This is a genomic window from Nonomuraea typhae, assembly GCF_009760925.1.
Taxonomy (GTDB): domain Bacteria; phylum Actinomycetota; class Actinomycetes; order Streptosporangiales; family Streptosporangiaceae; genus Nonomuraea; species Nonomuraea typhae.
In genome coordinates, this window is record NZ_VRLV01000013.1 from 207,907 (window position 1) to 220,966 (window position 13,060).

Genomic DNA, 13,060 nt, shown 5'->3' on the forward strand with positions numbered 1-13,060 from the left:
AAGAGGCCAGAATTTTACCCATGCCGTCTTTCTCGCCGCTCAGACCAGGAGATCCGGAAGGGCTGGGGCCGTACCGGTTGCTCGGCAGGCTGGGCGAGGGCGGGCAGGGCGTCGTCTATCTCGCCAACGACCCCGCCGGGACGCACGTCGCCGTCAAGTGGCTGCGCGCCGAACTGGCCGGCGACAAGGTCAGCATCGAGCGGTTCATGCGCGAGGTCCAGGTCGCCGAGCAGGTGGCGCCGTTCTGCACCGCCGCCGTCCTGGCCAAGGGCGTCGAGCACGAACGGCCCTACATCGTCAGCGAGTTCATCGACGGCCCCACCCTCCACCGGATCGTCCAGGAGCAGGGGCCACGCACCGGATCGGCGCTGCACCGCCTGGCCATCGGCACCGCCACCGCGCTGGCCGCCATCCACCAGGCCGGGATCGTCCACCGCGACCTCAAACCCGCCAACGTGATCATCGGCTCCGACGGGCCACGCGTGATCGACTTCGGCATCGCCCGCGCGCTCAACGCCACCTCGACGCTGACCAGCATGGCCGTCGGCACGCCGTCCTACATGCCGCCCGAGCAGTTCATGGGCCACCAGGTCGGGCCCTCGGCGGACATGTTCTCCTGGGGCGCCACGATGGTCTACGCGGCCACCGGCCGGGCCCCGTTCGGCAGCGACACCATGCCCGCGGTCATCAACCGGGTCCTCAACCAGCCGCCCGACCTCGGCACGCTGGACGGCGCGCTGCGCGAGGTGGTCACCGCCTGCCTGCAGAAGGACCCGGCGCTGCGGCCCACCGCCGAGCAGGCGATGATGCGCCTGCTGCAGCACCCGGTGCCCTCGGCGGGCGGCATGCTCGCCCAGGGAGCCGCCGCCGCGGGAGTTCGTACGGCGCCGCCGCCCACCCCGGTCACCGGGCAGGGATGGGCGCCGCCCAGCGGCGCCGGGCACGGCTGGCCGCCACCGCACACGCCGATGACCAACCAGCCGCCGCCCCGGCGCAGGCGTGGGCCGCTGCTCATCGGCATCTCCGTGGGCGTCGCGCTCCTGCTGCTGGGCGGCGTGGCGCTGGCCGTACCGTGGCAGCAGCAACGGACCGGCGCCCAGGCGAGCCCCACGGCGGCGCCGAGGTCCGCGGAACGCTCGTCGAAGGCCCCGCGCACGAACGAGATCAGCCGCAAGAAGCTCCCCGGCGGCGCCATCTCGCTGTACGAGCGCCCCGACGACCAGGTCACGCTGACCAGCTACGAGGTCTACGCCAAGAAGGCCAAGAACTGGGACGACTACGCCAGGGACGGCCTCGACGGCGACTTCCGGCGCTACCCGAACAACGAGGAGACCATGTTGTCTCCCGACGGCACCATGATGGCCAGCCGCGGCCAGGAGTACACCGACGACGGCTACGACTACATCATCATCCACGAGCGGTCCGGCGGCGGCAGGACGACGATCAAGACCGTGCGCAAGCCCGAGATCAGCAGCATCGCGAGCTGGTCGCGCGACAGCAAGCGGATCCTGCTCAACCTGGAGAAGAAGGTCGGCGGCAAGTGGCGTTACCAGGGCTTCGCCGTCGTCGACGTCGAGAGCGGCAAGGCCAGGATCGCCTACGTCGCCGACGAGCAGGTCCGGGAGTCGGGCTTCGGCTGGGACGGCCAGGAGAAGGGGGTGATCTCCGTCTACGGCAAGGACGCGGGCCTGCGCTTCTTCGGCCCGTCGGGCAAGGCCGTGCGCGACGCCCCCGAGGTGGGCAAGCTGCCCTCGGGCATGCAGGACGTCTTCTCCCCCGACGGCAGCACCTTCGTGACCATCTGCCCGGGCGGTGAGGACGGCGACCACTGCCTGTGGGACGCCGAGACCGGCAAGCAGGTGCGCACGTTCACCTCCGCCTGCGACAAGGTGCTCGGCTGGTGGGACACCAAGCACCTGTTCTGCTGGGAACAGGACGACGCGCCGCTCGACGAGATCCAGGTGGTGGGCTTCGACGGCCAGCTCATCCGGAAACTGCTCGACGTCGGGGACGGCGTGGAGTTCAGCCCGGCATTCACCCTCAATCCCTCCAGAGGGTCCTGAACCACTCCGACCGGCCATCCGTCATGGAGGGCATGAAGACGCTGATCCGCACGGCGCTGACCGCCGCAGCACTCGCGACGGCCGCCGCCGCCTGCACCTCCTCAGCCCAGGCTCCCGTGCCCGGGAAGCTGGACCTGAGCAAGGACGTGCGCCTGGTCGCCTACTCCAGCTGCGACGACATGCTCGCCGGGCTGCGCCAGAAGGCGGCGGAGAACGTCGGCCCCTGGGGGTTCGGCGGCGGGATCCAGCCGTTCGCCGCCCGCGAGATGTTGCAGTCCGACACCGCCGCCACCGGCAAGGCCGCGCCCGAGCACTCGACGACCAACGTGCACGAGGCCGGCGTGGACGAGCCCGACCTGGTCAAGACCGACGGCAACCGCGTCTTCACCGTCACCAACGGCACGCTGCGCGTCATCGACACCGCGACCAAGAAGGTCACCGCCAAGCTCGACCTGATCGAGAAGAAGGGCCGCGACGGCGGCTACATGGGCGGCGCCGACCTGCTCGTCTCCGGCGACCGCGCCCTGGTCGTCTTCCGCGGCGCCATGCCGATGTACAAGAGCTTCGCCCCGCAGATGACCACTTCCTACATCCTCGTGGACCTCGCCGGCGAGCCCAAGGTGATCGGCACCGTGCGCCCCCAGGGCGAGCACGTGGACGCCCGCATGGTCGGCTCGACCGTGCGCATCGTCACCCGGAGCCAGCCCGACATCAAGTTCCCCCAGCCGAAGGACCAGATCGGCGAGGAGCAGCTCAAGAAGATCAACCAAGAGGTGGTACGGCAGGCGCCCGCCGACGCCTGGCTGCCCAAGATCGAGATCACCGGCGCGGACGGGACCGTCAAGAAGGACGCGGTGGCCTGCGAGCGGGTCAGCCACCCGGCCGAGTACACCGGCACCTCGCTGCTGACCGTGCACTCGCTCGACCTGGCCCAGGGGCTGACCTCGGCCGGGACGGACCCGATCAGCCTGGCGGCCGACGGCGACACCGTGTACGGCACCGGCCAGGCGTTGTACGTGGCCAGCAACCCGCGCTGGTGGTGGCCGATCGAGCCGGTGATGATCGACGACGCGCCCACTTCTTCTGAGCAGGCGCCGGTGGACCCGACCAGGCCGGCCGACCCGACCCCCAGTCCCTCGAAGCCGGTGATCCCGCCGGAGGAGACCGAGCTGCACCGCTTCGACGTCTCCCAGGCCGGCGCCCCCCGCTACGTGGCCTCCGGCAAGGTGCCGGGCCGGCTGCTGAACCAGTACTCGCTGTCGGAGTTCGAGGGCAACCTGCGCGTGGCCACCACGCTGGCCGACCAGAAGACCAGCTCCAGCAGCGTCTACGTGCTCAAGGCCGACTCCCTGCAGAAGGTCGGCGAGGCCGGCGGCCTGGGCAAGGGCGAGCGCATCTACTCCGTGCGCTTCATCGGCCCGATCGGCTACGTGGTGACCTTCCGCCAGGTGGACCCGCTCTACACGCTCGACCTGCGCGACCCGGCCGCGCCGAAGGTGACCGGCGAGCTGAAGATCACCGGCTACTCGGCGTACCTGCATCCGGCGGGCGACGGCCGGCTCATCGGCGTGGGCCAGGAGGCCAGCGACAAGGGCCGCACGCTCGGCACCCAGCTGTCGTTGTTCGACGTCAGCGACCCGGCGGCGCCGCGCCGCCTGTCGCAGATGTTCCAGAAGGACACCGGCTCCGAGGCCGAGTGGGACCCGCACGCCTTCCTGTACTGGCCCAAGACCGGCCTGACCGTGATCCCGGTGACCGGCTACCAGGAGGGCAAGTCCGGCGCGATGGTCATGAAGGTGGACCAGAACGGCGTCACTCAGGTGGGCATGGTCAAGCACCCGAAGCAGCAGCAGAAGGACTACGCCTACCAGCCCGGCATCCAGCGCTCGATGGTGATCGGTGACGAACTCTGGACCTTCTCCTACGAAGGCGTCCAGGTGAACGACATGGCCTCGCTGGACAGCAAGTCCTGGATTCCGTTGACCTAGCCAGATCTGGACAGCCCCCAACTAATGGTGAAAAATCCACTGACACCGTGATGTTGGGGGTGCGGATGCCTTTTGTGGGACGGGAGCGCGAACTACTTCACCTGACGACCCTGCTCGCCCGCCCACCTGCGGTCGTCCTGATCGACGGCGAAGCGGGCGTGGGCAAGACACGCCTGCTCCGCGAGCTGGCCACGCCCACGCTCGCCGGCAACTGCCACCCCATGCGCTTCCCCTTCGGCCCCATCGTCGAAGCCCTGCGCAACGCCACGCTCCCCATCAGCCTCAACCCGGTCACCGGCGCCTTACGCCCCTTGTTACCGGAGTTCGCCCACCAGTTGCCGTTCGACCCGCCTCCTGTCCAGGATCCGCAGGTCGAGCGGCATCGTTTGTTCCGGGCGGTGTTATCCCTTCTGGGGTCGCTGGCCCCGGTCACCCTGGTCCTCGAGGACGTGCACTGGATCGATCCCGACACGCGCGAGCTGCTGGCCTTCCTCTCCCGCTGCCTGCCCGACGGGGTCAACCTCCTGCTCACCTACCGGCCCGAGGACACCTGCTACCCCGTCGCCGCGCTCCGCTCGCACCTGCCGCCGCACATCCGCCACGACCAGATCTCCCTGGCGCCGCTGGACGCCGAGGAGACCGCGCTGCTGGCCAAGCACCTGCTCACCGATCCGCCCGACCTGTGGCCGCTCACGCTCGGGCTGCCGTTCGCCATCGAGGAACTGGCCCGCATGCTGGCCGAAGGCCGTGGGTGCGGCACGCCGCCGGCCGTACGCGACGCCGTCCTGCTGAAGATCGAGGCGCTGCCCGTCGCGGCGCGGCGCATGGTCCAGGCCGCGGCAGTGCTCGACCAGCCGGCCTCGGAGCGGTCGCTGGTCACCGTCGCGGGCGTCCCGCCCGAGCAGGGCGAGCGCGGCCTGGCGGAGGCGGTACGGCGCGGCCTGCTGCACCAGGCCGCCCCCGGAAGGTACGGCCTGCGCCAGCCGCTGGCCAGGCAGGCGGTCTACGACTCGATCACGCCCGGCATCCGGCGGCGGCTGCACCGCAGGGTGGAGACGCCGGCCGAGCCCAAGGGCGCCGTCTCGCCCCGCGAGGAGCAGGTGATCAAACTGGCCGCGCAGGGGTTGACGAACCGGGAGATCGCCGAGAGTCTTTTCCTGTCGCCGCGGACGGTCGAGGTGCACGTGGCCAACGCCCTGCGCAAACTCGGTCTCACCTCGCGCAGGCAACTCCCCAGAAGCACTACGTAGTTACATTACGTGGCCATCACGTATGGCGGAATGTCTGATTTGGGCTCATGTTTCGTGTGATCCCGATCAGGAGGACACCATGCGAACATCCACACCATGGCTCGCATCGCTGGTCGGCGCGCTCGCATTACTCTCCTTGCCCGCGCCCGTCAGCGCCACCACCGCCGCCGCGCAGACCCAGAGCTACATCGTCGAGCTCAACCCTCACCTCAAGACCGCGCCCAGGACCGCCGCCGCCGAGCAGGTCGGGCAGTACGGCGGTGAGGTGGTCGGGGTCTACCAGCACGCCTTCAAGGGATACACCGCCAAGCTCACCCCGGCCGCGGCCAAGGCGCTGCGCAGGAGCCCGAACGTGCTGAGCGTCGAACCCGACGCCGTCGTCAGCGCCTTCCCGCAGACCGTCCCCACGGGAGTGAAGCGCATCTTCGCCCCGAACAACCCCAACCTCGACATCGACGGCACCGACGACGTCCGCATCAACGTGGACGTGGCCGTGGTCGACACCGGCGTCGACTTCGACCACCCCGACCTCAACGTGGCCGGTCGGGCCAACTGCCAGACCGGCGCATGCGTGGACAACTCCGGTGACGACGACAACGGCCACGGCTCCCACGTCGCCGGCACCGTCGGCGCCCTCGACAACGCCATCGGCCCGGTGGGCGTCGCCCCCGGCGCCCGCATCTGGGGCGTCAAGGTGCTCAACTCCGCCGGCTCCGGCACGCTGTCGGCCATCGCCGCCGGCCTCGACTGGGTCGTCGCCCGCGCCTCCACCATCGAGGTCATCAACATGAGCCTCGGCTGCAACGGCTGCACGAGCAGCGCGATCAGCAACGCGATCACGAACGCCACCAACGCCGGCGTCGTGGTCGTCGTGGCCGCCGGCAACAGCACCGCCAACGCCTCCACCTTCTTCCCGGCCAACCACGCCGACGTCGTCACCGTCTCGGCGATGACCGACTTCGACGGGCTGCCCGGCGGGCTGGGCGGGACGAACATCCTGGTGCCCTGCCGTACCGACGGGGCGCGCGACACCGACGACACGCTCGCCTGGTTCTCCAACTTCGGCACCACGATCGAGATCACCGCGCCGGGCACCTGCATCTACTCGACGTGGATGAACGGCGGCTACAACACCATCAGCGGCACCTCGATGGCCAGCCCGCACGTCGCGGGCGCCGCGGGCATCCTCACCTCCGGCGCCAACAAGCCGACGAACCGGACCGGTGCGCTGGCCGTACGCGCGAAACTCATCGCGACCGGCAACCAGAACTGGACCGACGACGCCACGGACGGCGTCAAGGAACCCCTCCTGGACGTGCACGACTCCACCCAGTACCCGCCGGGACCCGGTGGCAACCAGCCGCCGATCGCCGGCTACACCAACACCTGCTCCGGCCTGAGCTGCAGCTTCGACGGCAGCGGCTCCTCCGACCCGGACGGCAGCATCACCGCCTACGCCTGGGACTTCGGTGACGGCGGCACCGGCACCGGCGCCAACGCCGGCCACACCTACGCGGCCGCGGGCACGTACTCGGTGAAGCTGACCGTGACCGACAACGGCGGCGCCAGCGGCACCGTGACCAAGTCCATCACCGTGGGCACCGGCTCCAACCAGCCGCCCACCGCCGACTTCACCCAGACCTGCCGGGTGATCTTCATCTTCCGCTGGTGCGACTTCAACGGCACCGCCAGCTCCGACCCCGACGGCACGATCAGCTCGTACGCGTGGGAGTTCGGCGACGGCACCACCGGCACCGGCGCCACCGTCCGCCACTTCTACAACACCGCCGGGGCCAGGAACGTGAAGCTCACGGTCACCGACGACAAGGGCGCGACCGGCTCGGTCACCAAGCCGGTCACCGTACCCTGACCCGCCATCAACCATGGAGCCCCCGCCGGTTCGCGGCGGGGGCTCCGTCGGCTAGCGGGAGAACGCCTGCAGTTCGGCGGCCCTGATCTGGCCGGCGAGCGGGCTGGCGGTCGTGCAGTCGGTGTTGGAGTTCGGGTCCTGGTCCTGCTCACCGGCGTAGACCGGGTTGCCGGTGCACTGGCTGGACACCGTACGCAGAATCAGGTGGGTGGCCTTCGACGGCTTCACGCGGAACGACTCGATCAGCAGGTCGGCGCCGCGCGGGCGGGGGCGGGACGTCTGGAAGGCGTCCTTCGGGCTGGTGTAGACCGAGGTGTAACTGGCCGGGTTGGCGCAGTCGGCGCCGGTGGCGGCGTTGCAGGACAGAACCTCGAAGGCGCGCAGGGCGCTGAAGCGGTTCTGGCCGCCCGGGTCGGCCGGGTCGCCGATGTTGGGCCGCAGCATCGCGCTGACCTGGACGCGAGACACCTTCACGGGCTCGGTTCCGGCCAGGTCGACGATGACGTTCCGGCCGGCGACGGGCCCGGTCAGCGAAGCCCAGTTGGTGGCCTCGGTCTCGTCGATGAGCTTGGCCTGGTTGACGCCGTCGCCGGAAGCCGTGGCGCCGGACGCCGCCGACGCGTGGTTGCGGCTCAGGAGCAGCGGGATCGGGAGCTTCAGGCCAGGCAGGACGGGCAGCGAGAAGCGCGTGTGGCCGAAGCCCTGCGCGACCGCCAGGAAGGTGTACTTGCCGGGCACGATCTCGAAGCTCTCGTCGATCGGCGTGGCCGGGTCGGTGTCGGCTACCGGGACCACGCGGCCCTCGTAGTCGCCCACGTACAGCCGGACCGCCGCGTCCTTGGCCTCGCCGAGCGGCTTCAGCGTCAGCGTGGCGTTCTTGGCGTAGTCGGAGGAGAAGCTCGGGACCGGGTCGGGGTCGGCGGTGCCGTTGCTGGTGGCGCCCTTTCCGAGACCGTGCTCGGCGAAGGCGTTCCACATGATGTCCTGGTTCTTGCCGCCGAAGCGCATCTGGTCGGCGGCCAGCATGGCATCGCGCATGTCGATGTAGCTGAGCGTGCCGACCGCGGTCAGCAGGAACGCGTCGAAGTGCAGCTGGATCCAGCGGCGGTTGCCCGGGCAGCGGTCAAGGGCCCGGCGGCCTTCGGCGCAGTCACGCTGGACGCGGACCGAGGCGTCGCCGTACCTCTTGAGGAAGGCGGCGCGGACGTCGAACTGGGTCGCCGACCAGATCTCGCCGTCGGCGTGCACCTGCTGGCCGACCAGGTCGTAGGCGATGTTGCTGTAGTTCAGGGTCGACTTCGACATGTCGTAGTTGCGGATGCCGCGCTGGGCGTCGCCGGTGGCGTAACCGCCGGTGACGTACGGGGTGTCGCCGCGCGGGCGGAAGCCGTTCTCGTACAGGTACTCCATCGCGAACAGGTCGGACATGCTCTCGCCCATGGCGCCGGCCTGCGCACCGCTGAGACCGGCGTTCGGGCCGGCGACCATACGGTTGCTGATGGCGTGCGTGTACTCGTGCCCGATGACCGACATGTCGTAATCACCGTCGACACACGGCGAGTAGAACGAACCGGCGATCGGCTGCCACATGTACATGTTCGTGATCGGCGCGGTCCCGTCGGGCGGCGTGATCTGGTTGGCGTTGTCGCGCACGCTCAGGATCCGGGCGCCCGCCTGGGCGTTGCCCTGCTCGGGGTCGCCGCCGAGGCCGCCGCGGCCGCCGTTGTCGGTCTGCATGTTCCACGCGGTCTCGGTGAAGCCGAGCCGGTAGGACCAGTCGTGCATGCGGTTGTGCATGACGCCCAGGTTCGAGATCGCCGCCTCGAGGTCGGCCTCACCCGGCTGGTCCAGGACCGCGGGGTTGCATCCCGCCTTGTACCAGGCGTTCGTCCACGGGTAGACGTACTTGCGGCTCGGCGTCAGCACGTTGCTGCGGGTGCCGACCGTGAACGGGTCACCGGAGGCGCGGTTCTCGAACGTGCGCGCCGCGTTGCCGAGGCTGGTGTTGGTGGCCGCGTTCGTCGCGTGGTCCACGTCCCACGCCTTGCCCGTGGCCGGGTCGCCGCCGACCACGAGGTCACAGCCGGGTCCGGCGACGTAGCACCAGCGCTGCCGGTTGTCGGTCGAGGAGAAGTCGGCCGGCGGGTTGGCCGGGAAGACCGACCACTCCGGGTCGAACTGGTCGGCCAGGTTCTCGCGCAGGAGGACCTCGCCGGTCACCGCGTCCACGTGCGTGGTGTAGCCGGTGTCCTTGCCGACGAGCACCACCTGGAAGGCCCGGTGCACCTTGTCACCGGACGGCACCGCCACCTCGCTCACCTTCTTGGTGCTCGCGGTGGCCAGGTCGATCTCGGCGTCCTTGGCGGCGATCTCCAGCGCACGATCCTGCGTGATGGCCGCGGCGGGCGGCGCCTCCGTGGAGCGTGACAGCGACGAGGACACGTAGACGGCCTTGCCGTCCTTGACGCCGACGACCACCATGCCGTCCGCGCCGGCCGGCAGGTCGCCGAACTTCTGCCTCAGCAGTACGGCGTGGCCGGAGCCGATCGGGTTGACCGCGACCTTCTCCAGGGCGCCGACGGCCTCGCCGAACAGGCCCTTGTTGTTCTCCAGGTAGGCGCGGGCCGCCTGCTCGGGGTCGGCCGGCAGCCCTTCGGCCAGCGGCTCTGGCGCCGTGACGACGGCAGGGGTGCCGAGATCGTTCCAGCGGATCTTCGCCGGACCGGCCTGGCGCGCGAGGGAGGGCGGGCTGACCTGCCCCTTTCGATGGTCGATATCGGGCTTGCCATGATCGTCACCGTGGACGGCCGGCGTCTTACGAGGCTCGAGTGGCGCCTCTTCACCGACAGCGACGCCCGCGCCGGATAAGGCGAGGGCGCCGGCGATTAACACGGTGACCGGAATGCGTCGTCGCATGGAGGTCCTCCTGATCGGGAACAAGCAAAAACATCGATCACGATCAGGCACGACGTATATACGTAGGACCTACGTATTACGAATACTTACTCATCCCACCTGGCCATCGCATTCATGATCTTTCCGGGACGGGGACGATCTCGGGAGCACCCAGGCGGATGGCGTCGGCCGCGTGGTCGGTGTCCTGCTCCTGCGAGAGCCGCTCGGCCTCCACCCGCTTGGTGTAGTACTCCACCTCCCGCTTGACCTGCTCGTCGTCCCAGCCCAGCGGCCCGGCCAGCAGCTCGGCCGACTCCTGGGCCACGGCCGCGCCGCGGTGGAAGGTCTCGATGGAGATGTGCGTGCGCCGGGTCAGCACGTCGTTGAGGTGCCGGGCGCCCTCGTGGGTGGCGGCGTAGACGATCTCGGCGCGCAGGTAGTCGTCGGCCCCGTTGAGCGGGCGGCCCAGCGACGGGTCGGCTTCGATCAGGGCGAGAACCTCGTCGATGAGCGAGCCGTACCTCTGCAGCAGGTGTTCGATCCTGGCCACGTGCAGGCCGGACTCGGCGGCCAGGCGGTGGCGGGCGTTCCACAGCGCCTGGTAGCCCTCGGCGCCGACGAGTGGAATGCGGTCGGTGCACGAGCGCGGCACCCGCTGATCGAGTCCGTGGGCGACGGCGTCGACGGCGTCCTTGGCCATGACCCGGTAGGTCGTGTACTTGCCGCCGGCGATCATGACCAGTCCCGGGACCGGATGCGCGACGACGTGCTCACGCGAGAGCTTGGAGGTCTCCTCCGACTCCCCCGACAGCAGCGGCCGCAGCCCCGCATACACGCCTTCCACGTCGTCGCGGGTCAGCGGCACCGACAGCACCTCGTTGACGTGGTCGAGCAGGTAGTCGATGTCCACCCGCGAGGCCGCCGGGTGCGCCTTGTCGAGCGTCCACTCGGTGTCAGTGGTGCCGATGATCCAGTGGCGGCCCCACGGGATGACGAACAACACCGACTTCTCGGTGCGCAGGATGATCCCGGTCAGCGAGTGGATCCGGTCGCGCGGCACGACGAGGTGAATGCCCTTGGACGCCCGCACGTGGATCTGCCCGCGCCCGCCCACGAGCTCCTGGATGTCGTCGGTCCACACGCCCGTGGCGTTGACCACCTGCTGGGCGCGCACGTCCAGCTCGGCACCGCTCTCCAGGTCGCGCACCCGCACGCCGGTGACCCGCTCGCCCTCCCGCAGAAACCCGATGACCTGCGCGCGCTGCGCCACATGCGCGCCGTAGGAGGCCGCCGTGCGCAGCAGCGTCATCACGTACCGGGCGTCGTCCACCTGGGCGTCCCAGTACTGCACCGCGCCGGTGAAGGACGTCTTCTTGAGAGCCGGAGCCAGCCGCAGCGCCCGGCTGCGCGACAGGTGCCGATGCCCCGGCACGCCCCGGGTGAGCCCCGACGCGAACCCGAGCGTGTCATACAGCGCCACGCCCGCGCCCACATACGGCCGCTCCCACCCGAAATGCGTCATCGGGAACAGGAACGGCACCGGCCGCACCAGATGCGGGGCGATCCGCTGCAGCAGCAGCCCCCGCTCCTGCAGGGCCTCGCGGACCAGGTCGAAGTTGAGCTGCTCCAGGTAGCGCAGGCCGCCGTGGATCAGCTTCGACGAGCGCGACGAGGTGCCGGAGGCGAAGTCGCGCGCCTCCACGATCCCGACCCGCAACCCCCGGGTGACCGCGTCCAGCGCCACGCCGGCCCCGACCACCCCGCCACCTACGACGACGAGGTCGAGCTCACGCTCCTCCATGGCCGCAAGCGCCGCCGCCCGGTCATCTGGCCCGAGTGCGCCCTTACCCGCAGACATCCATCCCCCTGCTGACTCTTGCGCCGCTCCACACTCTGTCCTCTCCGACCCTATTCCCCGCCCGCTGTCCCTTTACGGCCTTTCCTTTCACGTCACCGCCCCGCCCGCCGCAGGGGGCCGGCGGTATTCCGGGGAAACAGTCGTTCACCGCGCGGGGCCGGCCGCCGGGTCCTCAGGGAGCGGTCAGGATCCTGAGCAGGTGTTCCACCTCGCGGGTGACCGCGTCGCGGCCCGCCCTGAGGTACTTGCGGGAGTCGACCACCTTCTCATCCCCTGCCAGGTAGTCGCGGACGGCGCCGGTGAACGCCTTGTTCAGGTGCGTGGCAATGTTGATCTTCTTCATGCCCTGCCGTACCGCCGCGCCGAGGGTCTCGTCGGGCACCCCGGACGAGCCGTGCAGCACCAGCGGGACCGGCACCGCGGCGTGCAGCTCGGCGATCAGGCCGAGGTCGAGGACGGCGTCCTTCGTGGTCATGGCGTGCGAACTGCCCACGGCCACCGCCAGGGCGTCCACGCCGGTGCGGGCCACGTAGTCCACCGCCTCGTGCGGCTTCGTCCGCGCGCCCGGCGCGTGAACGCCGTCCTTGCCGCCCACCTCGCCCAGCTCGGCCTCCACCCAGACGCCGCGCGCGTGGCAGTAGGCCGCCACCTCGGCCGTGGCCCGCACGTTCTCCTCGTCGGGCAGCGCCGAGGCGTCGAACATCACCGAGCCCAGGCCCAGCTCCACCGCCTCCTCCACCAGGGTGCGCCGGGTCGCGTGATCCAGATGCACGGCGACCGGCACCGCCGCCGCCCGCGCCACGGCCAGCGACGCCTGCGCGATCGGGGCCAGGGCGCCGTGGTAGCGGACGCAGTTCTCACTGATCTGCAGCACCACCGGCACGCCCAGGGCCTCGGCCCCGGCCACGATCCCGGTGGCGTGCTCGAGCTGGATCACGTTGAACGCGCCGACGCCGGCGGGGGAGCTGGCGATGATGTCACCGATTCCGGCGAGGGGCATAACGGGCTCCTTCGGAGAGGTCAGGTCTGCGGGTGCCGCAGTGGGCGATGGGTCGGCCGCGTCATGGCAAGCGGCGTAGCCGGGTCGGTCGTCTTGGCGAACGGCTTTATGGGCAGCCGTCCTGGCAATCGGCTTG

Annotated in this window: 7 protein-coding genes; 4 read left to right on the forward strand and 3 right to left on the reverse strand. The window is 70.1% G+C overall.

Features of this window, described 5'->3' with window-relative positions; translation table 11 throughout:
* Nucleotides 1-20: 20 nt before the first annotated feature.
* From FVE25_RS38660 to FVE25_RS38675, 4 genes are all read left to right on the forward strand, one after another.
* Nucleotides 21-2,063, forward strand: coding sequence for a serine/threonine-protein kinase (locus FVE25_RS38660; RefSeq protein ID WP_157252457.1), 2,043 nt, complete (start codon nt 21-23; stop codon nt 2,061-2,063).
* Nucleotides 2,064-2,095: 32 nt separating this feature from the next.
* Nucleotides 2,096-4,051, forward strand: coding sequence for a beta-propeller domain-containing protein (locus FVE25_RS38665; RefSeq protein WP_157252458.1), 1,956 nt, complete (start codon nt 2,096-2,098; stop codon nt 4,049-4,051).
* Between the two features lie 65 nt (nt 4,052-4,116).
* Nucleotides 4,117-5,301 carry a helix-turn-helix transcriptional regulator gene (locus FVE25_RS38670; RefSeq protein ID WP_181019859.1) on the forward strand — a complete coding sequence of 395 codons (1,185 nt, stop codon included), beginning with the start codon at nt 4,117-4,119 and terminating at the stop codon, nt 5,299-5,301.
* Nucleotides 5,302-5,380: 79 nt separating this feature from the next.
* A complete protein-coding gene (locus FVE25_RS38675) occupies nt 5,381-7,171 on the forward strand; it encodes a S8 family serine peptidase (RefSeq protein WP_157252460.1) in 1,791 nt (596 codons plus the stop codon).
* A gap of 51 nt (nt 7,172-7,222) precedes the next feature.
* Here FVE25_RS38675 and FVE25_RS38680 read toward each other — a convergent pair whose 3' ends face one another.
* The 3 genes from FVE25_RS38680 to FVE25_RS38690 all read right to left on the reverse strand — a co-directional run bounded on the left by FVE25_RS38680 (nt 7,223) and on the right by FVE25_RS38690 (nt 12,924).
* Nucleotides 7,223-10,087, reverse strand: a complete 2,865-nt coding sequence (locus FVE25_RS38680) for a M36 family metallopeptidase (RefSeq protein WP_157252461.1) — start codon at nt 10,085-10,087, stop codon at nt 7,223-7,225.
* A gap of 112 nt (nt 10,088-10,199) precedes the next feature.
* On the reverse strand, nt 10,200-11,924 hold the full coding sequence (locus tag FVE25_RS38685) for a glycerol-3-phosphate dehydrogenase/oxidase (RefSeq protein WP_157252462.1): 1,725 nt from the start codon (nt 11,922-11,924) through the stop codon (nt 10,200-10,202).
* Between the two features lie 172 nt (nt 11,925-12,096).
* Nucleotides 12,097-12,924 (reverse strand): class II fructose-bisphosphate aldolase, encoded by an 828-nt coding sequence (locus FVE25_RS38690; protein ID WP_157252463.1) that lies wholly within the window; start codon nt 12,922-12,924, stop codon nt 12,097-12,099.
* Between the last annotated feature and the right edge of the window lie 136 nt (nt 12,925-13,060).

Excerpts from the sequence above, each read along its gene's own strand:
- FVE25_RS38665 (WP_157252458.1), top strand. The coding sequence starts at position 2,096 with ATGAAGACGCTGATCCGCACGGCGCTGACCGCCGCAGCACTCGCGACG.
- FVE25_RS38660 (WP_157252457.1), top strand. The coding sequence starts at position 21 with ATGCCGTCTTTCTCGCCGCTCAGACCAGGAGATCCGGAAGGGCTGGGG.
- FVE25_RS38675 (WP_157252460.1), top strand. The coding sequence starts at position 5,381 with ATGCGAACATCCACACCATGGCTCGCATCGCTGGTCGGCGCGCTCGCA.
- FVE25_RS38685 (WP_157252462.1), bottom strand. The coding sequence starts at position 11,924 with ATGTCTGCGGGTAAGGGCGCACTCGGGCCAGATGACCGGGCGGCGGCG.
- FVE25_RS38680 (WP_157252461.1), bottom strand. The coding sequence starts at position 10,087 with ATGCGACGACGCATTCCGGTCACCGTGTTAATCGCCGGCGCCCTCGCC.
- FVE25_RS38690 (WP_157252463.1), bottom strand. The coding sequence starts at position 12,924 with ATGCCCCTCGCCGGAATCGGTGACATCATCGCCAGCTCCCCCGCCGGC.
- FVE25_RS38670 (WP_181019859.1), top strand. The coding sequence starts at position 4,117 with ATGCCTTTTGTGGGACGGGAGCGCGAACTACTTCACCTGACGACCCTG.